The following is a 25,076-nucleotide window of genomic DNA, read 5'->3' as shown; positions in this document are numbered from 1 at the left end:
TCGATGTTATGAGGTACAGTAATCGAAATGTTCCTTGAGAGTGTTGTCCCATGAAAAGCCTGAAGAATGGGCACTCTAGCGTAAAAAATGGTTTTCCCATTACCCATTACCCATTACCCATTACCGCGCGAAGCGCTGTATTGCTCCGTGCCTTTCTCTAGCGCTGTATTGCTCCGTACCTTTCTCTAGCGAGCATATTGCTCCGTACCTTTCTCTAGCGAGCAAGATGCTCGCATTACCCAAAATACAAAGTTCCCAATTGCCTGTATCACGGCACTAGAATCTTAACCTCTGTACCTTTTTCCATCTCATCATAACTATCTTAACAGGAGAGTGAACCATGGAGTATTTGACCCAAGCCCGGTTTTATTTTGAATTGAAGGGCATTACCACCCTACAATTACAAAAAGTCAGTGGCATTTCCATGAGCATTGAACCCGCAGCCGAAGGACAAGCCATTTATGCCGGGAAAAATGTGGCGGCTGGAACCCAAATTACCCCTTCTCATGTCAGCTATGAGAATATGACCTTAGAGTTTGTGACAACCGTCGAAAATGATGCTCTAATTAACTGGTATACCAGCTCTCATCCCTCATCCATGACTGGGGGAACAACAAATGCTGTGGCAGATTCTGGAGATGCTTCTTTAGTGATCTATAAGCAGGATGGAACGGAAGGGGCGAGGTACAATATAATACAAGCTATCCCCGCAAAATATACCACAACTCAGGCGGGCGCAGATAGCGCAGATTTATTCAAGGAAACCATAGAAATTAGCCATACGGGGATTAGAAAAGTGCCAACGGAAGGAACCAGCATAGCACCAGCACCAGCCGTATAATTCAGGAAGATGATGAAATACAGGGTAGGGGCGGGTTTGAAACCCGCCCCTACCAGTAGATTTGATCTTAATTATGCCTATGTTTTCTCGTTTTCCCAATCTGAATCGATCCCAACGCCAACCGAGTAGACAACGCTCTAATATCTCTTCTCGATTTTCGAGTCGGGGCAAAGATGCCTTTGCAATTCAACGGGACTTGGCGGAAATTTTAACGGCTTGTCGGTTTTATGTGGAGTTATATTTAGATGGCTCTAAGGATGGGGTGGATGGGTTATTTATGGAGTGTAAAGGCTTCAAAGTTTCTCAAGAAGTCGTTGAATTTACGGAAGTTTTCCCGGAACCTTGGGGCAAAGCCAAGCGGGGAATGCTCTATACCTCTAAACTTCCTGGGGCTAAAACAACGATTGATAATATTAGTCTTAGACGGGGGTTAAGTGGTTCGGAAACCCTCTGGAATTGGTTGAATGCGGTGCAAGAGGGGGATTGGGCTAAACAGCGCCGTAATGGATCGATCGCCGTTTATCGTCAGAATGGGGATATTGGCGCTCTGTTTCAGTTTGAAAATGCTTGGCCGATCAGCTATAGTGTCACGGATAATACGGCTTCGAGTTCCGAACTTGCTTGTGAAGAGTTGGAAATGGCTTGTGAGGTGTTTAAGCGAATTTCGCCGCCGTAAACAATTAAAAATTTTCAGTAAAGGCGACAGCCGAAAAAATTAAAAATGATATGCTGCAAACTGAGTTTGATTTTACGTTGCCGAAAGGCTATTTAGACTCCGATGGAAATCTGCACCGTCAGGGACGGATGCGCTTATCTCGCGCTATGGATGAAATTATCCCCATGCGCGATCCGAGGGTGATGGATAATCCGGCTTATGCGACGGTGATTATTTTGGCGCGGGTGATTGTGCAGTTGGGAACCCTACAGGAAATTTCCCCGGCAGTGGTAGAAAATATGTTTGCTGTAGATTTAGGTTATCTTCAGGATTTTTATCGTCAGATTAATGAGTTGGAACCGGTAGAGAATGAGTGATGATTCCATGGGGTTTGGGTTTGTCTTACCGAAAGGGCTGGTGGATGAGGAAGGAACTGTACATCGAGAAGGAGCGATCCGTTTGGCAACGGGGAATGATGAGATAATTGGCGATCGCCACCCGAACCTCTCCGAATACCCCGATTATCGCCCTCTCGTCATGCTCTCGCGCACCATAGTCGAACTGGGTACACTCCCCTTAGTCACCCCAGAAGCCTTAGAAAACTTGTTTCTGATCGATTTAGACTACCTCCTCGATCTCTACAACAGCATTAACCCTGGGGAGGCAGAATTAGGGATGTCGGGGGAGCAACCGGCTACCCCCTACCCCAGTTGTATCGGGAGGTAGCCTTTATCGCCTTTCATTTTCACTGGTCGAGGGCCGAAATTTTAGCCTTAGACCATCAGGAGCGTCAGCAATGGGTCGTACAAATTGCCGAGATGCTAAATCCTGAATAAAATTGCGATCCTCGCTTTTGACCTTGCCACGGTCAACGATTCACTCCGATCACATGCCCATAATTTCATATCCAGCATCCACATAGATGACTTGCCCCGTAATCCCACTAGCTAAGTCACTACAAAGAAACGCAGCCGTATTTCCCACTTCCGTTTGCGTCACTGTCCGTCGTAGGGGAGCAATTTCTTCCACATGCTTAATCATATCCAAAATCCCCCCCACGGCTGAAGAAGCCAACGTGCGAATGGGCCCAGAAGAAATAGCATTCACGCGAATATTTTTCGGCCCCAATTCAGCAGCCAAATAGCGCACACTCATTTCCAAACCTGATTTGGCTATACCCATGACATTGTAATTGGGAATGACCTTTACGCCACCCAAATAGCTCAGGGTAACAATCGAACCCCCTTCAGCCATGCAGGTTTTGGCTTGAGCGCACAACTGAGTTAAAGAATAGGTGCTAATTTCCATGGCCTTGAGAAACCCGGAGCGCGTGGTCTCGCTAAAGTCTCCCGTGAGTTCATCTTTACCAGCAAAGGCCAAAGAATGAATCAGAATATCGATATGGCCCCATTCTTTTTTCACCGTCTCGAACATCTCGGCCACCTGATCGTCGTTTTGCACATCACAGGGCATAAATAGGCTGGGATTGAGGGGAGAGACTAAATCTTGGACTTTTTTGCGGTAGCGGTCTTTTTCGTCAGGTAAATAGGTAATTCCTAAGTTAGCTCCCGCTTGATGGAGTTGTTGGGTAATTCCCCAAGCGATGGAGCGGTTATTGGCAACTCCTAAAATGAGCGCGTTTTTTCCAGTTAAATTGAGCATGATGGTTTGATCGTCAATAGAATCTAGCTAAGATATCCCAAAAGAGCGCATCATGCACTCTTTTAGGTCTATTGGCATCATCTCATACAGACTGACTGCCCGATCTGGGTGGGCAGAGATTTTTTAGGGTCGAGTTTTCCACAAATGGGTCTAGATTAGTTAAACTCATACCAATCCATCCGGGATGAAGATAACACTTTTATTTAAAAACTCCGTTAAATTTGTTTTAAGGTCAGTGGTGGAAGGTGATACACTGCTCACCAGATCACTTGGTTGGAGAGCGAGATTGCTCCGCAACGCTATCGCGATCGCACAGTCACACATTACGAAGTAAAGCAATATGGTACTCAGTGATGACAAATCCCTAGCGGCTATGTTTCGCCAAATGAGTGGCGGTGGTTTTCCTCCAGTGGTGGAAAGCTTTGAGCGTGGTAAAACCATCTTTTTTCCGGGCGATCCAGCCGAGCGGGTTTATTTCCTGCTCAAAGGAGCGGTGAAGCTCTCTAGAGTTTATGAGGCTGGAGAGGAAATTACCGTAGCCCTACTGCGGGAAAATAGTGTCTTTGGGGTGTTGTCCTTAATTACGGGCCATCGTTCCGACCGATTCTATCATGCTGTGGCGTTTACTCCGGTGGAATTGCTTTCTCTGCCGATCGATCGGGTAGAGAAGACGATTAAACAAAATCCAGAGCTGTCGATGGTGATGCTGCAAGGTCTTTCTTCTCGGATCTTACAAACGGAGATGATGATTGAGACTTTGGCTCATCGGGATATGGGATCGCGACTGGTGAGTTTTTTGTTGATTTTGTGTCGAGATTTTGGAGTTCCTTCCGAGGATGGCATTACCATCGATCTCAAACTCTCTCATCAGGCGATCGCCGAGGCGATCGGTTCGACACGAGTGACGGTTACCCGTTTGCTCGGTGATTTACGCGCCGAAAAAATGATTTCTATCCATAAGAAGAAGATTACGGTACATAATCCAGTGGTTCTGAGTCAACAGTTTGCTTAACTTGAACAGTGATGTGAATTCTGACGCTTTAGGCGATCGCCTTTACTCTGATGGGCTAGGCTATATCTGGATCTTGGATTGTCTCTAGCTACCCATGACTATTGGCATTATTCTGATTGTCTCGATTTTGTTTTTAGGGGGTTTACTCGCTACCCTGGGCGATCGCCTGGGGACAAAGGTGGGTAAAGCCAGGTTAAGTTTATTTAATCTTCGCCCCCGACAAACCGCCGTTTTAGTAACCATTGTTACGGGTACTTTGATTTCTGGGTCAACCCTAGGCATTCTCTTTGCCATGAGTCAGCCTTTGCGCCGAGGGATTTTTGAATACGATGAAACCCAGCGTAAACTGCGTCAAGCTCGTCGAGAACTCCAATCTACCCAAGCGCAAAAGGCACAGATTGAAATTGACCTCGCTCAGGCACGAGCAGAACGGGAACTGGTACAAGAAAATTTAGATAATCTCAATGCCAGTTTGCAGACGGTGATTGCCCAAAAATCGGCCACCGAGGAAAACTTGGAAAAAACTCAAGCCCAGTTAAGGGACATTCAAGCCAATTTTGAGAACACCCAAGTTCAATTACGGGAGGTGATGGGGAAATTTCAACAAGCCCAAGATCAACTGCAAAGAGTCAACGTTCAAACCGAAACGCTACGGTCAGAATTAGAGCAACTGAGATCCGAGCGGGAAGAGTTGATTCGTCAGCAAAATGAGGTCAAGTCCCAAATTGCACAACGAGATGAGGAAATTGCTGAACGCAATGAGTTGATTGCCCAGCGTGATGAGGAGATCGAAAACCGCGATCGGGAAATTGAGGATCGCAATCAAGTCATTGAAGAGCGAGAGGAGCGATTAAAAGAACTCGAAAATCAACAGAAATTTTTAGAGCGCCAAGTCAGAATTTTTGAGCGATATTATCAAGATTATCAAGATTTACGGCAAGGAAACTTGGCTTTATTGCGGGGACAAATCTTGGCTTCTGCGGTGGTAGAAATTCTCGATCCTCAAGGATCTGTACAAGTGGTTAATCGGTTATTAGACATTGCTAATCAATATGCTAGAGAACAGGTCAAACCAGGCACGGGAGAACTGAATGAGCAAGTGATTGAAGTGACGACAGACCAGGTGGAACGGTTAAAAGAACGAATTGCTGATGGTCAAGAATATGTGGTTCGTCTGCTCTCAGCAGGAAACTATATTCGTGGCGAATCGAATGTGGAAATTTTTGCCGATGTCGCCTTAAATCAAGTCGTGTTTGAATCCGGAGAAGTGATCGCCACTGGGATAACCAATGGCGCGACCATGAGTGAAGAGGAATTAATCGAACAAATTGGAATTTTGATTGAATCTTGTCGCTTTCGGGCCCGTCGAGGTGGGATTTTAGAAAGCCGTTTACAAGTGGGCGATGGGTCGCCAGAAACCTTGATGAATTTTGTGCAGAAAATTCAAGCTAATCCCACCCGAATCACTATTCAAGCCATCGCCTCGGAAACTACCTATACAGCCGGCCCACTGCGGATTGATTTGGTCGCTTTTGAAGAGAATGAGGAAGTCTTTCGCACTTCATCCCAAATCATCAGGGAGAGTGTTCAAGATCCCTAGAAAATCGTAGGGTGGAATGGGATCGCTCAAGTTTAAATCCCAATCTGGGCAAAGTTCTTGCCAAGTGAAGAGGTGTTTTTCTAACAGCGATCGCCCATTCTTGTCTCCTAACCAAAACAGTTCTCGTTTTTCGTCTTGGGATTCAGGAATAACAGCCTCCGGATACAGGGCTAACACTTGCTCTGTCAGCGTTTCCCATTGTAAATCTTGTTGGTTTTGATACTCTTGCTGCTGCTGATACCGGCGTTTTTTGGCCAGAAAATAGGCTTTACCCTTTTGTTCCTTGTCTAAAGGGGGAAGCTCTAAGGGTTTGGGAAAGGCTTTTAAGATATATTCCCCTTTCCCGTCTAAAGTATTGAGGGTTGTCAGATATTGGTCTTGATGGGCAGTGAGATGCTCTTCTAGGGCCGGGCGATCGCGAAAACAATGGTAGAATTTCAGAGGTAAAATCGTAGTCTTGGCAAATAAATCACAGACCACGACCCCATAATGAATATAGGCTTGCTCTAAAAGGCGATCGTCTTGCACCAGCGCCTCCATTTTAGTCGGCGAGATTCGTGGCTCAGTAATTGCCGCTAACTGCCCAGTACCCACCAGCTCTAAATCACCAACCAATCCTGGAGGCAGTTCTAGAGCCGTTTCCGGTCTTTTCATCAAGGCGTAAGTATACATGATCGTCCCTAACCCATCCCCGCGATCATACCCTTACATGGATAGACTCCAATTACCCATTACCCATTACCCATTACCCATTACCCATTACTAGCGCTATCATTTTTAATTGACCCCACACTTGGCCCGGAAAGAAGGAAAGGTTACCGTATAACAAAGCCAAGTCCTTACCCCACAACTCTCATCATTATGTCTAAATTAGTTGAACGGATTAATCTCACCGCCCATACACAGTTAGAAAAATCCCTTGGTTATACGGGCGATCGCCGTTGGGTTGCCTGGCACTGGGATAGCGATATTGGGCAACTGATGTATACCGATGGCGATGATGTGGGCGCAGGCCATGCCATCGCCTGGCAAGTCTTTCTCCAGCATGGGGAAGTTCACTCCATCATCGAACCCTACCATCTGGAAGAAGAAGAAAATTGGCTCCTACTCGATCGCACGTCCCGCCAGTTTTATGTCGGTGAAGGTACAGCCATTCAAAGCCTACTCGATAACCCCGAAAGCTTGCGCCTACTCGCCCAACTTGATGGCAATACCAACCCCATTCAAGATACCGCAGAAACCCTAAAACAAACCTTCAATCAATGGGGTCAGTCTGACGCAGCACGTTTACTGAAAACCGTTCTCCCCGTGGGTGTAGGGGTGGTGTTAGTCGCTGGACTTGGGTTTGCCGCTTGGACATGGCTCAAACCCAGACTACAAGAGCAAACCCCCACCACCTTTAGTCCCGGTTATAGCTGCGGTATTGGAGGAACAGGCGATTTTTCCGGATATGTAGCTCGTGGAGTTGGCGAGGAAGAATTACACTTGATTAGCGTCTATGAAGCTCGCTGGGATCACAGTGGTGCTTATCATCCCACCGGACAAATTGATATTCGGGTTGAAAGACGCGATCGGCCCATCACCCTCGCCCTCTCCGCCTACGAACCCGTACAATGGAACATTAGCATCGCTCCAGGTGTGAAAATCGAGAAAATTATCATTAATGGCTATTATGACCAAACCATTACCGGTGTAAAAGGCATTCCCGTAGAAGAATACAGCTATTACCAAACCGGCAATATGTTGGGCATGATTGATTACAATTGGGGCGAAGCATCCGCCACCGCTAATAGTCAATCCTTAGTGGCTCAATTACAACACCGGACGCAAATTCCCCTAACCTCTTTTCAAGGATGTTATCGCGGAACTAGCTTTGAACTGAAATAAATAGGTAATGGGTAATGGGTAATAGAGTCTTTTCCCTATCCCCCCATTCCCCCATCTCCCTAAGCCGATCGCCTCAACTGAGTCGCTTGCAGGCGATGCATATGGTTAAATAAATCCCAACAATACTGTTCCGGTAAGCCACAAGTAATTGCACCCCGCATTACCACATTAAAATACCAATCATTGGGAGCCAATTCTTCCGGTAACTTGTCCACTACCACATAGGTACGAACATTTTTGTACAGCTTTCCCTGACAGGATACTTCCACCGTTTCATGACGATAGCCATTGCGGGGAATTTCTTCCCGAATATCCAGCAACTCACTTAACCGCCAAGGCAGTCGATAAAGCACCCCCTCTACCGATCTTTGTGCATCGGGAACCACATCTAAAGCGCCACAATTACGTTTTAAGGAACGACGATAAAATCCAAGCCGATATCCGCGCAACGTCGCTTGTCCAACAATATAAGGATAAGTTGGCTCTTTTAGGGTGCGCTGAAGATCTACAGGACACATGCACGACCCATAGGCAAAGTAATCAAAATACCCCGATTCTGAAGTTGATTCTGACTTTTGAGAGGGTATAGAACGGACTAAATGGAGTTTATCACCTGCTGAAAATCTAAATTGTTCGCCTTGAACAGTCATAGTTGTTTACAGTTTATATAACCTAAATGTTGCTAGGGAGTATAGCAAAGAAGGTTATAGAGGGCAATCCTATAAAGTATCTTTGGGTACGAATTAACATTAGGAAATCATTAATTTTTCCAAGGAAACTTGCAAATCCTGAGTTAAGCTAGAAACCGCTTGACGGCGGCTGTTTTGGTAATCTTCCCATCGATCGTTAACCCATAATGGCTCTCCCACAGTCAGGGTGGTTTCTAGTTCTCCTAAATTGGGGCGAGTATCGGCTTTTCCAGTTTTAATCCAGGCGATCGTTTTCCACAAAATTAATAAAGTTTCGGCAAATCGTTCTGCGGTCGGTTTTTCCCGCACATATTTCCCGGTCACTGCACAAACCCGCTCCACCATTCGCATATGTCCCATGCGTAAACTGGCTTCTTCGGCAACCCAATTGCCTAGCCCTGATTCTACGGGAGATAAACGTTCAATATCTGAGCGATAAATCCGTTCCCAACCTGCTTGTTCTAAGCGGCGACACCGGTCAAGAAACGATCCTTTGGGTTGGGTTTTAAAGTAGCTTTCAGAGACTTGAAGGGCGTTTTCGAGCAACCGGTTTAGCCGTTGAGAGAAGTTTTGATTCGGGTCTTCTACGTCTGGCAGTTCTTCAAATTTGACATCATAAAATTGGCGGTAAAAGGATTCCATTAAGGAGAGTAAGCTTTCGCCAATTCTCAGGAGTCGAGTATACCGAGCTTGGGTGATATTGTCTGGGGAATTGCTGCTCAAGGGCGGTAAGCTTAAATCCTGTTCCAGGTCATTTAAGAGCCGATCGAGTTGTTCCCATGGGGGTTGGGGGAAAGAGTAGCGAATGCCGATGGGAAGAATGGCGACTTTTTGGGAACGGTTGGCTTTTTGCAGATCTTCTACACACCAAAATCCGAGTTGAGCCACTCCGGGTTCTAAGGGACTCATGAGTTCGCTATGGTCGTTAACTCCTCCTTCGGGAGCTAAGGTGAGGGGAAAACGACCGTCAAGGAGTAAAGATCGGGCGCATTTTAGACCCTCTCGGTCGAGTTTTCCGCGCTGGATGGATGTACCCCCCAGTTGGGAAAAGATGGTGCTGGCAAGTTTTCCGGCCCAAATGGCAATCCCGCGATCGTACATAAAATGGGTATGAACGGGGGATTTTAGGGGGATTTTATGCTGTTTGGCGGCTTGCGGTACGGCCTTCCAGAGTAAATGAGCCATGGAATAGGGGTCATAGGTGCTGGGATGGCGAAAGGCGAGAATGAGGCGGATTTGCTGTTGCTGAAATTGATGATAGAGTTGGGCGAGGGTGAGGGTGTTGTGGGTATGAATTTGGGTGATTTGACACTGGGTGCGTAACCAAAAGGGGAGAATGAGTTGTACGCCTTTGAGAGCAAGGGGATTGAATTGGGGGGGGATGTGTTCTAGGGGGGGTTGAATGCGATCGATGATGGATTCAGACATGGTGCTGGGATAGAGTTGGCTTGGGGTTTTTGGGGTTCTGAGGGCGGCGATCGCCCCCTATAGGGTAGCCAGATTGAAGATATTAAAGCTATAGTTGACGATTATTTTAGCCACTTCTATGGCATGGCGTAGACCTGAGTCTCCTGAAAGCGATCGCGATCGGGGTAATTCAGGAATAACTTGTAACTCTTCTGTAGACTAACCTTGAGGAGCGGTAGATTGTGCTACTACTTCCCCCAAACCTGGGATACCCGTACAGTTCCACCCCTTGTGATACACTAACCTAAACTTAAAACTCAATCCCCATCCCGTTTCCATCCCTAACCCAAATCACCTTACCTTTATGTCCTACTCAGAGCGTCTTCTAGAAAAAGGAAATACCCTCACTCGCGTCGCCCATAAATCTCGATTTCAAGCCGTTCTTAATGCCCTAGGAAACCAAAAGTATCCCTGTGCCTTGGATTATGGATGCGGCGATGGGTGGTTGCTGCGATCGGCCTATGAACAAGGCTTCATTCAATCCGGTTTTGGTATTGATATTTCCCCCGATATGCTCGCCGCATCTCAAGAAACCTTAAGAGATATTCCCGGATTTAAATTCGGTCTGCCCTCAGAAACCCAGACCCTAATTACTCCCCAAAGTCTAGACCTGGTTTTTTGCACCGAAACCCTAGAGCATGTCCCCGATCCTGCCCCTATTCTCGACACCATTTTACCCCTCTGTAAACCCAACGCCAAAATCGTAATTTCCGTCCCCATTGAAGTTGGCCCCTCCCTATTCGTTAAACAAACGGGACGCTATCTGGCGAACCTAAAAGGCGGATATGGCTATGAGCGCTACACCCCGAAAGAACTCTTTTCGGCCGCCATTCTTTGGGATTGCAAAAGCTTCCCCTCATCCCACGCCCAAAAATCATCCTATCGCGCCCACAAAGGGTTTGACTATCGAGGCTTAGAAACCTTATTGAATAACAAACTAAACATTCAGAAAAAAATGTTTTCTCCCTTCCCTCTTTTGGGAAACTTATTTAATAGTACCGTAATTTGGGTTTGCACAAACAATATCTAGAAAAAACAGGGTATCCTGAATTAATTAGATTAAAAAGTAATCTTTAATTTATGAAATTTTCCCATCTTTTTCCAAAAAGATCTCTCTATCGAATTCCTCTGGCAATTTTAGCATTTTTTCTAATGACCGAAACCATTTTAAGACTCGGTTTTGGCTTAGGAAATCCAGCCCTGGTACAAGCTGATACCGAAACAGGATACCGTTTTCAACCCAACCAAGACCTATGGCGGTTTGGCAGAACTATTATTTATAACCAATATTCTCAACGCTCCGATCCCATTACTCCGGAAAAACCTCCAGGAACTTTACGAATTTTGATGATTGGGGATTCAGTTTTAAATGGTGGAAATCCCATCGATCAATCGGATATTATTTCTGAAAAACTTGAAATTAAACTTCAAAATTCGGGTTTTCAACTAGAAATTCTCAATGCTTCATCTGGATCTTGGGGACTAGGAAATCAATGGGGATATCTCCGAAAATTTGGTGTTTTTGACAGCGATTTAGTAATTTTACAAATCGGAGTTCATGACTTAGTTCAACCGACCAGTACCAGTGATGCCGTAGGATCAATTCACTTTCCCGATCGTCCCCCAATGTTGGCAATTTCAGAAGCTTGGAGTCGTTATGCTTGGCCCAGAATTCAAGGTTATCTCCCCTTAAATGCCCCCAGCTCAGAAATTCCTCAATCACAAGTTAAACCCGAAGAACAGTTTACCGAAAACATGAACACTCTTCAGGTAATGATTCGTTTTATTCGCGCTCAAGATATTCCAGTTATGGTGGTATTTACCCCCAATCGATTTGATCTGATTCCCGATGCTCAAACACCACCCTATTACCCAGAATTTTTAGCATTGTTAAAATCAGAAACAATCCCGGTTGTTGATGTTTACCAAGCTTGGTCTACTTTAAGTCCATCGGTCATCGATAGCTTCTTTCGGGATAGCGTACACCTCAATGAACAAGGCAATCAAGCGGTAGCTACTCTGATCTGTCAAAATCTGCAACTGGGAGATCGGTTGCCATCCTGTGTTAAATAAATTATCCTAAATCGAGCGCTTTTAACTGGAATTGGGAACAGACCCTGTGAAGTCTATTATAGCCAAAACGAAGCAACCCAAGCAAAGAGAATATAATCATTATCCTTGTTGAGGAGGACTTTAAATTGCATCGCTCTTTTACTCAGAATCTAAGCGTAATCAATACGAGCCAAAATGGTAAAAAGGCATCCTATTCAACAAGGTTGTCCATATTAACTCAATATTATCCTCCTGATTATGCAGCCACGGGGCAACTGATTGAAGAACTCGCCCATCAACTGGGTCGTCAGGGGATGAAAGTTCATATTTTTACTGGACAGCCAGGATACGCCTTTGGGCAAGAAGATGCTCCTACCTCAGAAGAAAATGAGCATTTATCTGTTCGGCGATCGCGCACCACCCGAATCCTATCACAACGCATCCGAGGCAAAGCGATCAATGGCCTCATTTTCTGCCTACGCGCTGGACTCCACTTGCTAAAAACAGCCAGTCGCGGAGATGTCTTATTAGTGACAACTGCCCCGCCCTTCCTACCCCTATTGGGCTATTTAGCCAACCTCTGTTTTGGCGTTCCCTATGTTTGCCTCATTTACGATCTATATCCAGATGTAGCTGTAGAACTCAAAGTTATTTCCAGAAAGCATAAATTAGTCGAGCTTTGGAATAAAGTCAATCGCTTAGTTTGGCGCAGAGCCAAATCAGTGATTGTTCTCAGTTCAAGCATGAAAAACCGAGTGCTTGCCCAATGTCCCGATATTGCCGAGCGAGTCGCTGTGATTCACAGTTGGGCAGATCCCCATCATATTGTCCCCATTCCTAAATCCGAAAACTGGTTTGCCCATCAACATAATCTAGTCGAAAAATTCTGTGTTCTCTACTCAGGCAATATGGGACGCTGCCATGATATGGACACCATTCTCAGTGCAGCCCAACACCTGAAAAATGAACCCATCCACTTTGTCTTTATTGGCAATGGAGCTAAATATCAAGCCTGTCAAGAACAAGCCAGAGTTTTGGGCTTAAATCAGATTACTTTTTTACCCTATCAAGACAAAGAATGCTTACCCTACTCCCTCACAGCCTGTGACCTGTCCTTAGTCAGCATTAGCCCCGGTATGGAGGGTTTGGTTGCTCCGAGTAAGCTCTATGGAATTCTAGCTGCGGGTCGCGCAGTTGCTGCTATTTGTGAACCCCATTCCTATCTCCGGCAAATGTTATCAGAAGTCAATTTTGGCAAAGCATTTGATAATGGAGACTCCGAAGGGTTAGCCCAATTCATAAAAGATCTAGCAGCTAATCGGGAAAAAACTGAATTGATGGGCCGTCAAGGCCGTCGTTATCTCGAAACCCACTTCACCCCAGAACGGATTGCCCAACAATACGGAGAAGTCTTAACGGTTGCTCCGGAATGGAACATAAAACTCAACATGGGAAGGCTAGTGAAGTTCAAAGAGTTTTAGGTTTCCCTCGACAGTCCAACCTCCCCAAACATCAACCAACAAGTTTATTGAGGGTTGATGTCTTGCTGATTTGAATCCATGTTAAACCCCTTAGTCTTTATTGGGGGTATAGCTTCGGTAATAGTAATCTACACCGGAAGCAAACCCTTTAACTCCATTAGCAATAATGCCCAGAACCGATACATAGGACATTTTGAGGTTATCTAAGACTTGATTGAGTTCAGAACGCCCGGTTTTTCCTAGGGCAACGACTAGAAGAATGCCATCGGAACGCTTCGCCAGCAGACTACCATCCGCTAATCCTAAACTGGGAGGAGTATCGTAAATGACGAGATCGTATTCTGTTTGGAATTGTTCGATCAGATGCTGCATTTTTCGAGAGGATAATAGCTTAATCGGATCGGGAGGCACTTGACCGGAGGTGAGCATATAAAAATGATCTTCAACAGCGTGAATGACTTCATGGGGGTCAATTTCACTGGTAATGATATTGCTTAATCCCCGCAAATTGGGTAGTCCTAACCGACTATGGAGAATGGGATGACGTAAGTCGGCATCAACCAATAGAACCCGTTGACCCATGGCGGCGGCCGATCGCGCTAAATTAATCGATACAGTCGATTTCCCTTCCATGGGCAAACAGGAGCTAATCACCAGGGAACGGATGGGCGTATCGGAACTGAGAAAGCGAATATTGGTGTATAGAGAGCGGAAGGATTCTAGGAAGGGGGAAGAGTTATAGTAAGTGCCCTTAGAGCCTAAACTGAGATTAAGAGGACGTTTTGGCGTTTGTTCGGGAGTGGGTTCATGATCCGAACCGGCCGCTACTTTAGCTCTAACGGTTTCTGGGGCACTAATGGGTTTTAAGCCCCGCTTAAAGGGAATAATCCCTAATAGGGGTAAACCCGTCATATCTTTGAGGTCGTTGGTGGAGTGGAAAGCGTTATCGAGTTGTTCAGACAGTAAGGCTGCACCTAATCCCATTAAGGTTCCGGCAAAGAGACCTAAGACTATATTACGGGGGACATTGGGAGAGATGGGCGCTCCGGGTTGGAAAGGTTCAGAAAGAACTTCCCAAGATACGGATTTTTGGGCGGCTTCGAGTTGTAAGGTTTGCCGAGTTTCTAGGAGTCGGGCCAGACTTTGGGTGGCGACTTCTAGTTTCAGTTGAATATCCGTATATTCTCTGGCTAAACCCGGAATAATGGAAAATTCTTCTTTGAGGCGAGTTTCAACTTGGGCTAAGGCAGAGAGGCGAACTTGTAGGACTTGGATCTGATTGGTTGTGTCTACGAGTTGTTTACTCAAGCCTACGGAAATGGGAGCAAGCTGGCCGCCATTGCTAGGGATACCCTTATCGCCAACAACCCGTTGAGCTTCTCGGTCAATCAGGGGTAATAGATTTTGCCGTCGCTCTAGGAGGGCTTTAATGTTGGGGCTATCGGGTTGAAACCGAACGGATTCTTCGGCTATCTTGGTTTCTATTTCTAGGAGTTGATTGAGCAGTTGTTGATATCGAGTGGATTCACTGAGGGCAGCTCCCGCTAAGGCTTGTTCTGGAGAGGCTCCTAGTTGTCTTTGCAGGACGACATAGAGCGATTGTAGTTCTGCTAGTTTTGCTTGTGCTTCTTTTTGTTGTTTGTTAATGTCCGTGAGCAAGCGAGTAATATCGTTGCCTCTAAATTCTGGATCGATGACGCTATGTTGTTCTCGAAAGGTTTCTAGTTCGGCTTGGTATGAGTTGACTTGCTCGCGGATGACGGGTAGTTGTTCTTCTACAAATTGCACCACCCGTTGAATACTCAATTGCCTGAGTTGAATTCCATACAAGGAATATCCTGTGAGTAAGGTATCTAAAACGTCTTTAATTTTTTGAGGATCGTCTCCTTGGAAGGAGATATTTAAGATCTTGGTGTATCGTTCTTGGTCACCCAGGGCCTGTTGAATCGTTAAATTACCCACCAATTCCCCATAACTCATATCGGGATAGGTTTGTTGGAGTTCTCGCACTAGGGGTTCTAGCAGAGTGGGCGATCGCAACACTTCAATTTGAGTAGCATAATCAAAGCTTGGCCCCAAGCCTAACCGTAATAATTCTTTAGACCCATCATCTTCGGAAATGGGTTCGACCAACATGCGGAAATTAGATTGGTAAACCGGGGGACGGGTGAGCGTCCAGGCCCAGATTGCTCCGGTAACGGCGATCGCCACTCCTGCCAGTGGCAGCCAACGTCTGCGAATAATCGCCAATAACTGCTTCGGATCAAATTCCTCCGTCTCCGATGCATTAGGAAGAGCAGGCATGACAACCGGATAGGGCTTATACCCGTTGTGGCCATTTCCGTTGTGGCCATTTCCATTTGGGTTATGTCCGTTTTGATTCGATTTAGGGGGAGTACCAGCTTGCATGGATTCAGAACCTCTCAATTGACAGCAGTGTAGCAATAAAACTGATGGCTGAGGAGCATTATTTTATCAATTCAATTAAAAAAGTGATTAGAAACCATCGAATAAACCATCAAATAAACGATACACTGTTCTGGGAATCGAAAAGATTCCGCCTACAGTGCTTATGACTCTAAACACTGGATTTAAGGCATTGCCAAACTCAGCGACCCGCGATGGAGATACAATAATTGTATCGTTATTACGCAAAGCGGGGTTATTCTCTTCATCCAGCGCTCGACTAAAGTCAATAGAAACTTGTCGCTTCGTCACTGTCCCATTCGGATTCAGACGGACTAATTCCACGGAACGTTCTTTGGCATTGTTATTAAAGCCTCCTGCCACTAATAGGGCCTGGGCTAAAGGGGTATTAGGGGGGATTTCTACTCTACCCGGTTGGATGACTTCTCCGACAATATTAACGTTAATCAATTCTGGCGAAAAGCTGGTTGAGGCTAGTTCCGTGGCTTCATCTGGACTCAGTTCAGTTGCCGTACCAATGACAATGGTATCTCCTTCTTGTAGGGGCAGATCCTGGCGCACATCCCCTTCTTGAAGCAGTTTCCACAAATCGATATCAATCGTTTGCTCTCTTCCCGATTTCGTTAACCGGCGCACTTGAATATTGCGAATATCGGCTTGTTCTGTGATCCCACCGGCTGATTGAATGGCGGCAGTAACGGTTACATCATTCTCTTCTGAGTTATTATCGATCGTATAGGGGCCCGGTCGTTTGACTTCACCCACTACTGCCACTTTTAAGGGCCCTGAGTCTGCACCAGCAAAGCTGGCATTGGCTAAAAGACTACTTTCTTGTAGATTTACATCGGTGGCGGTGGGAATAAAAATACTATCGCCATCTCTGAGTAAGATGTCTTGACTGAGATCGGCAGTTTGTAATAATTTCCACAGATCGACGGTAATAATCTGATCGCTGCCCGGTTGACTGGGACGGGTGCGCCGTACTTGAATTCGGCGGATATCTGCGGCTTGGGTAATTCCTCCAGCTAAATCAATTACACGGGTAACAGTGGGTAAGGCCACTTCTTCATTGCCGCTTAAGGACATGGAGTATACGCCAGGACTATAGACTTCTCCGGCAATCCCGACTTTAACAGGGCGCACCCCGATCAGGCTGAGGGTGACAATTGGGTTCCGCAGATAACGAGACATGACTGTAGCTATTTTATCAGAGGCTTGGGGAAAAGTTAAGCCCTGAACTTGAACGGCTCCGACGAGGGGTAAATTGAGAGAGCCATCGGATAAGACTAAAAATTCGCCGCTATATTCGGGGACGTTAAAGATATCGACTTTAAGCCGATCGCCTGCTCCCAAGGTATATCCCTCATCCACTGCCAAGGGCGTAGATACCGGGGCGTTTGGGCTTTGAGCCAAGACTAGGGAGGGGAAACTACTCCAGGTGAGACAACCAGCCAAGGCGATCGCTCCCGCCGATCGTATGGCTTGTGCCCATGTAGTTTTTCTTCTCTTCGTTTTTAAGGGGCCTAACTTTTTCTTTTCCTGGGCGATCGCCTGTGTCATCATCGACTTAGCCATATATGCTTTTTTAAAGATTCAACCCTATACTATGGGCATATAGTGTAACACTCAACCCGCCAAGGGTGTTGACGATTACTACATCACCTTTAGCGACTGAAATTCCGGAGGTTTCTTACCTTCCCTTGATTATACTCATGATCTAAAACTTATCGATTATCGTGATTTCATTCTGGAAAAAACTAATCCAAAAGTCCCCAGGGCAACCTTTAAACCGTAAAGATCGATTTTGTTGTCATTGGGTTTTACCGGGAAAATTGGCGATCGGCCCCCTGCCGATCCATAAAAATCATTATGCCCGTCTACAAGAAGAACAGATTCAAGCTATTTTATCCCTCTGTCCAGAAACGGAGGGATCGATCCTGCCCGAATTTAGGGATCAATTCCATTGTCTGTGCTATCCCCTACCCGATAGCCACTATCAAGAGCCATTGACACCCGAAGACTTAGGCGAAGCCGTTAAGCGAGTTCAAGAAACCCTAGAGCAAGGAGAATCTTTGTACATCCATTGCTTTGCCGCTATAGAGCGATCGCCCACCGTCTGTCTTGCCTATCTCTGTCGCCACCAAGGTCTAGAACTCTGGGAGGGACTACGCTTTCTCAAAGAAGTCCATCGCCGTACCGCTCTTACCGAGACTGAACTTCAGGCGATCCAAGCCTATCTCAAGTCCGAAACTTAGCCCTGACTAAGGTCAATTAAACTACGCAATCTTCCGGAGTTTCCACGTAATCAAACAACACCTTATTCATATAATTGTCTGCCCATTCCCGGCCAAATGCCTTTTCTAACACTCGGCGGGTCTTATCATTCTGTTGTTGTTGGGTGCAGTAATAGCGTTGACCGGCTAAAATCGTCTTCTGTTCTCCGGCTGAAACCGGTTGGGCGGCTGTGGCTTGGGCGCAATGAATCTTCATCAACACCTCTACCCGTTGAAGAAACTGAGTCTCTTCGGCTTCATTTGCCGGTCGAATAAATACACAAAACTCAGAAAAGATCTCTGCCCAAGGGGGAAGTTGGCGAGGTTGGGCAAACTCCGGTTTAGGTAAAGATTGCAGGGCCTGATAATAGGAATCTGGCAAAGTTCGGTTCGGACTCACCGGAGACAAATCGGCGATCGCCGCACTAATCTGGCCCTTACCCCCCACCAAATCGCAACCAAACATGGGCAAATTATAATTCGGTCGCGGAAACATCACGCAATGGAGAATATCCAAACCCTGGCCCAACTTCGCCAACTCCAAATGAATTTTGCGAAACTGAGGCGTTTGATAACATTGATTTTCAATCGTTAGCTTTTCCCCTTCGAGTCGTCCCTCCACATAGCCCAACTCTCCAGGCAAATCATAGGGTTCAAGATCCAGATGGGTTTTCCAAACCCGCTCTAGGGTATCGGCCAACTGCCGAATCAGGGGATGTTGTTGTTCTCTCAATACCACTTTTTCCATAACCAGACTTTCACCCATTCAAGACATCAGCAAGGGACTTCCAAAGGATGCTAACCTTTAAGCATATCAGTATACCAGGTTGCTCGATCTGCCAAAAGCCATCACCTAGAATTGGCAGCAGTAACCCCTCACTCTATCGCTCAGGAAACCCCTATGTTTGGTCTCGGATTACCAGAAATCGGCGTTATTGCTGTAGTCGCCCTGCTCATTTTTGGGCCCAAAAAAATCCCCGAAATGGGTAGAGCCATGGGCAAAACCATTCGTGGATTTAAGGCAGAAATGAACAATGAACCCGAATCAGAGGGTGACTCCACGGCTGAAGCCAACCCCTCAGACTCTCCACCCTCCTAGTCTTTAGACGGTAAGCGGCTCTCAATTAAGCCAATTGCCCGTGAGACGCTTTCGGGCAAAATCACCACTAAGCTCTCCTTGGGAGCGGAATCTAGGGCTGTATTAATGGCATCGGTTTCATCGAGAATAATCTCGTACTTGCACTGGCGATCGCCATTTTCAATCCCCTTAGCAATTAAATCCGCCGCATCTGAGCGAGGCCGGCCACGGGTATCATCATCCTCTTTGATAATCACCCGGTCAAATATCTCCGCCGACAGCTCGCCGAGGAGAATAAAATCCTCATCCCTGCGGTCTCCAGGGCCACCGACCACACCGATGCGCTCTCCCGGCCAATTTTTCACAAATTCCCCTAACGCTTTATAACTATGGGCATTATGGGCGTAATCGATCAAAGCACTATAGTCTTTAATCTCGAATAAATTCATCCGTCCTGGGGTTTGACTCGATGAAGCCTCAAACGTATCTAAAGCAGCCCGAATCCGATCCAGACTCACCCCCTGAACAAACGCGGCCAAACTAGCAGCTAAGGCATTAGCGATCATAAACGGAGCCATCCCCTTCATAGTCATGGGGATATCCACCGCCTTAGCGATCCTCATTTTCCATTCTCCTTTGAGGATCAGTAAATCGCCATCATCATAAATTGCCGCGATACCGCCTTTTTCCGTATGTCGTTTCACCACCTGGTTATCCGATTCCATGGCAAAATAGGCAATCTTGCATTTTAACCGGTCTGCCATGGCACAAACCAGGGGATCGTCAGCATTCAGCACCGCATAGCCATCCGGTTTAACCGTTTCAGCCACCACCGCTTTGACTTGGGCCATTTGTTCAATGGTATTGATATCTCCCAGCCCTAAATGATCGGCTGCAACATTTAGGACTACCCCCACATCCGAGCGATCGAACGCCAGTCCACTCCGCAGGATGCCCCCGCGAGCGGTTTCTAAAACCGCAATTTCTACCGTGGGGTCTTTAAGGATCAATTCCGCACTTTGCGGCCCCGTATTATCCCCCGGCTCCACCAAATAATCACCGATATACGTGCCATCAGTAGTCGTATATCCCACCACTTTGCCCGTTTGTTTCATAATATGGGCCGTCAAACGGGTAGTTGTCGTCTTCCCATTCGTCCCCGTCAGAGCAAAAATCGGCACACGGGATGGAGCATCGGCGGGAAAGAGCATATCCATCACCGGAGCCGCAATATTCCGAGGTAGCCCATAACTTGGCGCTGCGTGCATTCTAAAGCCGGGAGCCGCGTTCACTTCTACAATCACGCTATCGGTTTCCCGCAGGGGCCGGCTAATATCAGAGGTCACGATATCAATACCCGCGATATCCAGACCAATACTTTTCACCACCCGTTCCGCTAACCATATATTTTCCGGATGAATTTCATCCGTGCGGTCAATGGCCACACCCCCTGTGCTAAGGTTAGCAGTTGCCCGGAGCATACACATTTCATCTTTTCTGGGCACACTGTCAAGGGTATAACCTTGCCGCTCTAGCAAGTTCATGCTGTTGCGGTCAATTTCAATCCGAGTCAGGACATTATCATGGCCTTGGCCTCGGTTCGGGTCTCGGTTGGTTTCTTCGATTAATTCACCAATGGTTGATTTTCCATCACCCACCACATGGGCCGGCACTCGTTCAGCTACTGCCACGACTTTACCATTAACCACCAGAACCCGATGGTCATTGCCTTCATAATATCGTTCTACAATCACCCGACGGGTTTTAGAGGCAGAACTGGCATCATCGTAGGCAAGTTCTGCTTCTTCGTAGGATTTAACATTGATGGTAATGCCACGACCATGGTTACCATCGAGGGGTTTAATCACCAGGGGATAACCACCGACTTCATCAATGGCATCTTCTAGCTCATCGAGGTATTCAATCACCGTTCCTCTGGGGACGGGAATCCCAGCATCCCGGAGAATTTTTTTGGTTCCTTCTTTATCACAAGCGAGTTCTACACCCAAAATTCCGGTGAGATTACTCAGGGTCGCTTGAATCCGTTTTTGATAAGCTCCATAGCCCAATTGAATCATGAATCGGGCATTGAGTTTCATCCAAGGAATGTTACGGGCTTCGGCTTCTTTAACCAGGACATCGGTAGATGGCCCCAGGGCCGCATCTGCCCACAGTTCTCGTAAGTCTTGTAAATCTTGTTCTAATTCCGACAGGGGATAACGCCCGGTTTCCACAATGCTTTGGCACAAACGGACGGCAGCTCTACCGGCATATCGACCCGCTTTTTCATCCAGGTATTCAAAAACGACTTGATAAATACCTGAATCGGCGGTTTCACGGGTACGACCAAAGCCAACACTCATTCCGGCCAGGGTTTGCAGTTCTAGGGCTACATGCTCGACAATATGGCCCATGTATGTGCCTTCTTGAACTCGTTTGAGGAATCCTCCCCGACATCCTGGGGAACAATAATGTTCGACTAAACTGGGTAGGGCTTGGGTGAGTCCTTCATAGAAACCGGAAATCGTGTTTGAGGGTCTTTCAGCGAGGTCTTCTAAATCTAGGCGTAGGATCACCAATTGAGTTCGGCGAATACTCCAGTAATTAGGGCCACGTAAGGTTAGGGTTCTGAGGATTTTCATGGGGCAGATCGATCGCGCAATGCTAGGGATGCTAAGGAAGGCAGGCTGCTATGGCAGACAGGTTGATACAGGCTGTTAGTTAAGGATTTTGACATCCTGATTCTACCCTCTGGTAAGCATGAAGGGTAAAGTGGATAGGAAACTGTTCACATTGGACAGTTCTGGGGATTTAACTCGATATTTGTAGGTTTCCGGTTTGACCTGGATCGATAATAATTTCTCTTGAGTGCATATTGTAGCGTCCTCCATGACAAAGAATGTGAACTTTGAGGTTACAGACGCTTAGGGGATCGGTTGCGCCAACGGTGTGTTCGTTGTTAAAGAGGAGATCGCCGGGATCGACAATGGTGACGGTTCCTTTGCCAATCACGGATAGGAGTCCATCACCTTCGACGATGACGCAGGTATCTTCATCTATACCGATGCCGATGCGGTCTGAGTAGGCAGATATGGCGCTGATTAGGCGGGCCATACGATTGCGGTTATGGAAGTGTTGATCGACGAGCAGTTGGGGCACGATCGCCAATCCGGTGGTCACATCCACCAGGGAACGATTGGGTGATTCACCACTACCGCCGCCAGCAATCATATATTCTCCCATAACAGCGGCCCCGGCGCTGGTTCCGGCCAGAGTAATTTCACCGGCTAAGGCTTTTTGGCGCACGGTTTCCATGACGGGGGTATCAGCCAATAGTCCACATAGACGCAGTTGATCCCCTCCAGTCATGAACACTCCGGTACACTCTTCGAGAAAGGTTTGCCATTGGGAGGCGCTGGCACTTTCCCGGTCTCGAATGTCAAAGACCATGATATCTTTAGCGCCCATGTCGCTAAAGATGCTGCGGTAGCGATCGCCCACCAGTAAGGGTTCGCGAGAGGCTGAGGGGATAATCCCTAGTTTGGCCTCTTTCGCCCCAGAGCGATTAAAAAAGGTTTGCAAAATTTCTCGACCATGAATTTTGTCTTCTGCTCCGCCAATGATCATAATCGAGGTTTTGGTCGATCGAGGAGCCTGTGGCGATTGGGGTTGGGATTGAAACTTTAACATGGAACTGACTTTACACATCATGGTGACTTATGGGCTTAGAAGAGAGGGTTTAAAAAACAATTCTCTTCTGAAACGGTCAACAAGGGACTAGCAAATGGGTTGAGGAGTTCAACCCTTTAGACCTTCAACCTCTGGGATTTCGGGTATCTTCTATGCTATAGCTTAATGGCCAATACATAATCTAATCACGGGGAAATCTGCTCTCTGTGATGCTAGTTCAGTTGAATAGGAGTCACTCTTGCGATTCGATCTCATTACACTGTTTCCTGATTTTTTCACGTCCCCCCTGAGTTCAGGATTGTTGGGCAAGGCCCTTGCCAAAAACATTGCTCAGGTTTATTTGACCAATCCCCGCGATTTTACCACTGATAAGCACCATAAGGTAGATGATGAACCTTATGGGGGTGGGGTGGGGATGGTGATTAAGCCGGAACCGATTTTTGCGGCAGTAGAATCTTTGCCGGTGTTGGCTCGCCGGGAGGTGCTATTGATGACTCCCCAGGGAGAGCCTCTGGAACAGGGATTATTTAAGCTCTGGGCGAGGGAGTATGAGCAGTTGGTGATGATTTGCGGCCATTATGAGGGCATAGATGAGCGGGTATTAAGTCTGGTGACTCGCGAGGTGTCTTTGGGGGATTTTGTGCTGACGGGGGGTGAAATTCCGGCTCTGGCGCTGCTCAATGGGGTGATGCGGCTGTTACCGGGGACGGTGGGAAAGCAGGAGTCTTTGAAGGCGGAGAGTTTTGAGCAGGGGTTGTTGGATTATCCCCACTATACGCGACCGGCTGAGTTTCGGGGCCAGAGGGTTCCGGATGTGTTGCTTTCTGGGGATCATGGCCAAATTGCCCAATGGCGCTATGAGCAGCAGGTGGAGCGGACGAAAGAACGACGGCCGGATTTGTATGAGGCGTGGTTGGAGCAAGGAAAAACTCAAAAACGATAGGTCATCCCAGGTTGAAGACATCTTCGTAGATTTGTGCCATGGTCAGGGTTAGTCCCACTGATTCTAAGGTTAATTCACTTTCTGCTTCTAAAATTTGTACTGTCCAATTGCCAGGAGTGTCTTGGCGATAGATTTCAACTTGGATTTTATCTTGGGAGACGAGAATGTATTCTTTTAGGCTTTCTAGTTTTTGATAGTTGGTGAGTTTTTCTCGTCGGTCAAGGCTTTCTGTGCTTTGGGAAAGGATTTCAACGATCGGGTTGGGCTGAGTTTTGAAGTACCGATGGTTGTCTTTCCGGTTGCAGGTTACGAGCAAGTCGGGATAGTAAAAAATATGGTCTTGAATTTGAACTTTCATGTCGGACATAAATACCCGACAGTCAGTTCCTCGCAGATGGGGACGCAATAGGGCAAGAAGATTTCCCGCAATGAGATTGTGTTCTTCACTTGCACCTGCCATAGCAAAGATGTGCCCGCCCAGGTATTCATGGCGAACGGGGCTATCTGCTTCGCCGTGCAGATACTCTTCAATGGTGAGTAGAGGTAGTGGCGATCGCATCTTCTGGTTATCCTGGGTATGATTCTATTCCTCTACTGTAGCGTTTCCAGAGGGGAGAGAGGTAAAAGGGCGATCGCCCTTCATTACACAAACGCTACCATTTTTAGACCGGGGAGTGTTCATCAAGAACAGGCTAAAACCCAGTTTTTTGCCTTCCTATGGCGTACTAGCGGCGATCGCCTTTTTCTTCATGGTCTCAAAGATGTTGTAAAATCCATTGGCCCTTGATGGCGTTAGGTTTACCTCTAGTCCGGTATCTTTGATAAAGTCGGCGGAGAGATGGGTCACTTCTTCCGGGGTTAACCCCTCTAATCCTCTCACGAGCAAGGCCACTAAGCCCTTGGTTAGTTGGGCATCTGAGTCGGCTTGATAGTGCAGTTTTCCCTCTTCTAGGGTTGCGGTGACATACACTTGGGAGACACAACCGGGGACTTTATTTTCATCCACCTTATCCGCGTCTGGAAAGGGGGGTAATTTCTTGGCGTAGTCGATTAATTGCTCAATTCGACGCTTCGGGTCTTGACAGCGTTGGAAGCGTTTAACGATTTTCTCTAAGTTAGGGGGTAGGGTTTGGGTTGGTTCGGTCATAGGGCGATCGCCACAAAAACTATTTATCCATTATCCTCATACTGGATTCTAATGGATTGCTTTCACTTACCCACCTGGACTTAAGATATTTTTTGTATAGTTAAAATCTTGAAGAAAAAGGAAAAGCGCCTGGGAGTCTGGCCGTGTTTCGACCCCAAGCGCGTTTTCCTTT

At 46.8% G+C, this 25,076-nt stretch carries 25 protein-coding genes; 14 read left to right on the top strand and 11 right to left on the bottom strand.

Annotation, left to right across the window (positions count from 1 at the left end):
* Nucleotides 1-340: 340 nt before the first annotated feature.
* From PJF56_RS20215 to PJF56_RS22275, 5 genes are all read left to right on the top strand, one after another.
* A complete protein-coding gene (locus tag PJF56_RS20215; RefSeq protein ID WP_283764522.1) occupies nt 341-841 on the top strand; it encodes a phage tail protein in 501 nt (166 codons plus the stop codon).
* 79 nt (nt 842-920) lie between these two features.
* Nucleotides 921-1,517 (top strand): phage tail protein, encoded by a 597-nt coding sequence (locus tag PJF56_RS20210; protein ID WP_283764521.1) that lies wholly within the window; start codon nt 921-923, stop codon nt 1,515-1,517.
* A gap of 50 nt (nt 1,518-1,567) precedes the next feature.
* The gene (locus tag PJF56_RS20205) at nt 1,568-1,873 is read left to right on the top strand and encodes a hypothetical protein (protein WP_283764520.1); all 306 of its coding nucleotides are present in this window, start codon (nt 1,568-1,570) and stop codon (nt 1,871-1,873) included.
* Nucleotides 1,866-2,222 (top strand): hypothetical protein, encoded by a 357-nt coding sequence (locus PJF56_RS20200; protein WP_283764519.1) that lies wholly within the window; start codon nt 1,866-1,868, stop codon nt 2,220-2,222. The genes PJF56_RS20205 and PJF56_RS20200 overlap by 8 nt, the downstream gene beginning before the upstream one ends.
* Nucleotides 2,165-2,332, top strand: coding sequence for a DUF6760 family protein (locus PJF56_RS22275; protein ID WP_347179597.1), 168 nt, complete (start codon nt 2,165-2,167; stop codon nt 2,330-2,332). Before PJF56_RS20200 ends, PJF56_RS22275 begins: the two co-directional genes overlap by 58 nt.
* A gap of 49 nt (nt 2,333-2,381) precedes the next feature.
* On the opposite strand, the gene fabI is transcribed toward PJF56_RS22275, so the two are convergent.
* The gene (gene fabI / locus PJF56_RS20195) at nt 2,382-3,158 is read right to left on the bottom strand and encodes an enoyl-ACP reductase FabI (RefSeq protein ID WP_283764518.1); all 777 of its coding nucleotides are present in this window, start codon (nt 3,156-3,158) and stop codon (nt 2,382-2,384) included.
* Between the two features lie 340 nt (nt 3,159-3,498).
* Between fabI and ntcA the strand changes: the two genes are divergently transcribed.
* Together ntcA and PJF56_RS20185 are read left to right on the top strand one after the other, a co-directional pair.
* Nucleotides 3,499-4,170, top strand: coding sequence for a global nitrogen regulator NtcA (ntcA, locus tag PJF56_RS20190; RefSeq protein ID WP_283764517.1), 672 nt, complete (start codon nt 3,499-3,501; stop codon nt 4,168-4,170).
* A gap of 94 nt (nt 4,171-4,264) precedes the next feature.
* Nucleotides 4,265-5,770 carry a DUF3084 domain-containing protein gene (locus PJF56_RS20185; protein ID WP_283764516.1) on the top strand — a complete coding sequence of 502 codons (1,506 nt, stop codon included), beginning with the start codon at nt 4,265-4,267 and terminating at the stop codon, nt 5,768-5,770.
* Here the strand turns inward: PJF56_RS20185 and PJF56_RS20180 are convergent.
* Nucleotides 5,732-6,442, bottom strand: a complete 711-nt coding sequence (locus PJF56_RS20180) for a GvpL/GvpF family gas vesicle protein (RefSeq protein WP_283764515.1) — start codon at nt 6,440-6,442, stop codon at nt 5,732-5,734. The genes PJF56_RS20185 and PJF56_RS20180 overlap by 39 nt on opposite strands.
* A gap of 189 nt (nt 6,443-6,631) precedes the next feature.
* Between PJF56_RS20180 and PJF56_RS20175 the strand changes: the two genes are divergently transcribed.
* Entirely contained in the window at nt 6,632-7,657 is a 1,026-nt protein-coding gene (locus tag PJF56_RS20175; protein WP_283764514.1) for a hypothetical protein, read from the top strand.
* 59 nt (nt 7,658-7,716) lie between these two features.
* On the opposite strand, the gene PJF56_RS20170 is transcribed toward PJF56_RS20175, so the two are convergent.
* Nucleotides 7,717-8,307 carry a gamma-glutamylcyclotransferase family protein gene (locus tag PJF56_RS20170; protein WP_283764513.1) on the bottom strand — a complete coding sequence of 197 codons (591 nt, stop codon included), beginning with the start codon at nt 8,305-8,307 and terminating at the stop codon, nt 7,717-7,719.
* Nucleotides 8,308-8,406: 99 nt separating this feature from the next.
* Entirely contained in the window at nt 8,407-9,774 is a 1,368-nt protein-coding gene (locus PJF56_RS20165; RefSeq protein ID WP_283764512.1) for a 1-acyl-sn-glycerol-3-phosphate acyltransferase, read from the bottom strand.
* 343 nt (nt 9,775-10,117) lie between these two features.
* Here PJF56_RS20165 and PJF56_RS20160 point away from each other — a divergent pair, with 343 nt between their 5' ends.
* The 3 genes from PJF56_RS20160 (at nt 10,118) to PJF56_RS20150 (ending at nt 13,346) form a co-directional block, all read left to right on the top strand.
* Nucleotides 10,118-10,843, top strand: coding sequence for a class I SAM-dependent methyltransferase (locus PJF56_RS20160; protein WP_283764511.1), 726 nt, complete (start codon nt 10,118-10,120; stop codon nt 10,841-10,843).
* A gap of 122 nt (nt 10,844-10,965) precedes the next feature.
* On the top strand, nt 10,966-11,886 hold the full coding sequence (locus tag PJF56_RS20155; RefSeq protein WP_283764510.1) for an SGNH/GDSL hydrolase family protein: 921 nt from the start codon (nt 10,966-10,968) through the stop codon (nt 11,884-11,886).
* A gap of 203 nt (nt 11,887-12,089) precedes the next feature.
* Nucleotides 12,090-13,346: a glycosyltransferase family 4 protein gene (locus PJF56_RS20150; RefSeq protein WP_283764509.1), complete on the top strand. Its 1,257-nt coding sequence runs from the start codon at nt 12,090-12,092 to the stop codon at nt 13,344-13,346.
* Between the two features lie 90 nt (nt 13,347-13,436).
* Here PJF56_RS20150 and PJF56_RS20145 read toward each other — a convergent pair whose 3' ends face one another.
* Complete coding sequence (locus tag PJF56_RS20145; protein ID WP_283764508.1) at nt 13,437-15,755, bottom strand: GumC family protein; 2,319 nt, start codon at nt 15,753-15,755, stop codon at nt 13,437-13,439.
* Nucleotides 15,756-15,842: 87 nt separating this feature from the next.
* On the bottom strand, nt 15,843-17,348 hold the full coding sequence (locus PJF56_RS20140; RefSeq protein ID WP_283764507.1) for an SLBB domain-containing protein: 1,506 nt from the start codon (nt 17,346-17,348) through the stop codon (nt 15,843-15,845).
* A gap of 161 nt (nt 17,349-17,509) precedes the next feature.
* Between PJF56_RS20140 and PJF56_RS20135 the strand changes: the two genes are divergently transcribed.
* Nucleotides 17,510-18,028 (top strand): protein-tyrosine phosphatase family protein, encoded by a 519-nt coding sequence (locus tag PJF56_RS20135; protein ID WP_283764506.1) that lies wholly within the window; start codon nt 17,510-17,512, stop codon nt 18,026-18,028.
* Nucleotides 18,029-18,044: 16 nt separating this feature from the next.
* On the opposite strand, the gene PJF56_RS20130 is transcribed toward PJF56_RS20135, so the two are convergent.
* Complete coding sequence (locus PJF56_RS20130; protein WP_347179596.1) at nt 18,045-18,794, bottom strand: phycocyanobilin:ferredoxin oxidoreductase; 750 nt, start codon at nt 18,792-18,794, stop codon at nt 18,045-18,047.
* Between the two features lie 153 nt (nt 18,795-18,947).
* On the opposite strand from PJF56_RS20130, the gene tatA reads away from it, so the two are divergent.
* Nucleotides 18,948-19,145: a twin-arginine translocase TatA/TatE family subunit gene (gene tatA, locus PJF56_RS20125; RefSeq protein ID WP_283764504.1), complete on the top strand. Its 198-nt coding sequence runs from the start codon at nt 18,948-18,950 to the stop codon at nt 19,143-19,145.
* On the opposite strand, the gene cphA is transcribed toward tatA, so the two are convergent.
* On the bottom strand, nt 19,142-21,766 hold the full coding sequence (gene cphA / locus PJF56_RS20120) for a cyanophycin synthetase (RefSeq protein ID WP_283764503.1): 2,625 nt from the start codon (nt 21,764-21,766) through the stop codon (nt 19,142-19,144). The two genes, tatA and cphA, sit on opposite strands and share 4 nt — an antisense overlap.
* Nucleotides 21,767-21,935: 169 nt before the next feature.
* Nucleotides 21,936-22,832 carry a cyanophycinase gene (locus tag PJF56_RS20115; protein ID WP_347179595.1) on the bottom strand — a complete coding sequence of 299 codons (897 nt, stop codon included), beginning with the start codon at nt 22,830-22,832 and terminating at the stop codon, nt 21,936-21,938.
* Nucleotides 22,833-23,052: 220 nt separating this feature from the next.
* Here PJF56_RS20115 and trmD point away from each other — a divergent pair, with 220 nt between their 5' ends.
* Entirely contained in the window at nt 23,053-23,757 is a 705-nt protein-coding gene (trmD, locus tag PJF56_RS20110; protein WP_283764501.1) for a tRNA (guanosine(37)-N1)-methyltransferase TrmD, read from the top strand.
* Nucleotide 23,758: 1 nt separating this feature from the next.
* Here the strand turns inward: trmD and PJF56_RS20105 are convergent, their stop codons facing one another.
* Both PJF56_RS20105 and PJF56_RS20100 read right to left on the bottom strand, forming a co-directional pair.
* A complete protein-coding gene (locus PJF56_RS20105) occupies nt 23,759-24,316 on the bottom strand; it encodes a Uma2 family endonuclease (protein ID WP_283764500.1) in 558 nt (185 codons plus the stop codon).
* 156 nt (nt 24,317-24,472) lie between these two features.
* Nucleotides 24,473-24,904 (bottom strand): SufE family protein, encoded by a 432-nt coding sequence (locus PJF56_RS20100; protein ID WP_283764499.1) that lies wholly within the window; start codon nt 24,902-24,904, stop codon nt 24,473-24,475.
* Between the last annotated feature and the right edge of the window lie 172 nt (nt 24,905-25,076).

Origin of the sequence: Roseofilum halophilum BLCC-M91, from assembly GCF_030068445.1 — a bacterium.
GTDB lineage: Bacteria > Cyanobacteriota > Cyanobacteriia > Cyanobacteriales > Desertifilaceae > Roseofilum > Roseofilum halophilum.
Note: the sequence above shows the minus strand (reverse complement) of the source record. Positions and strands in the feature narration are given on the sequence as shown.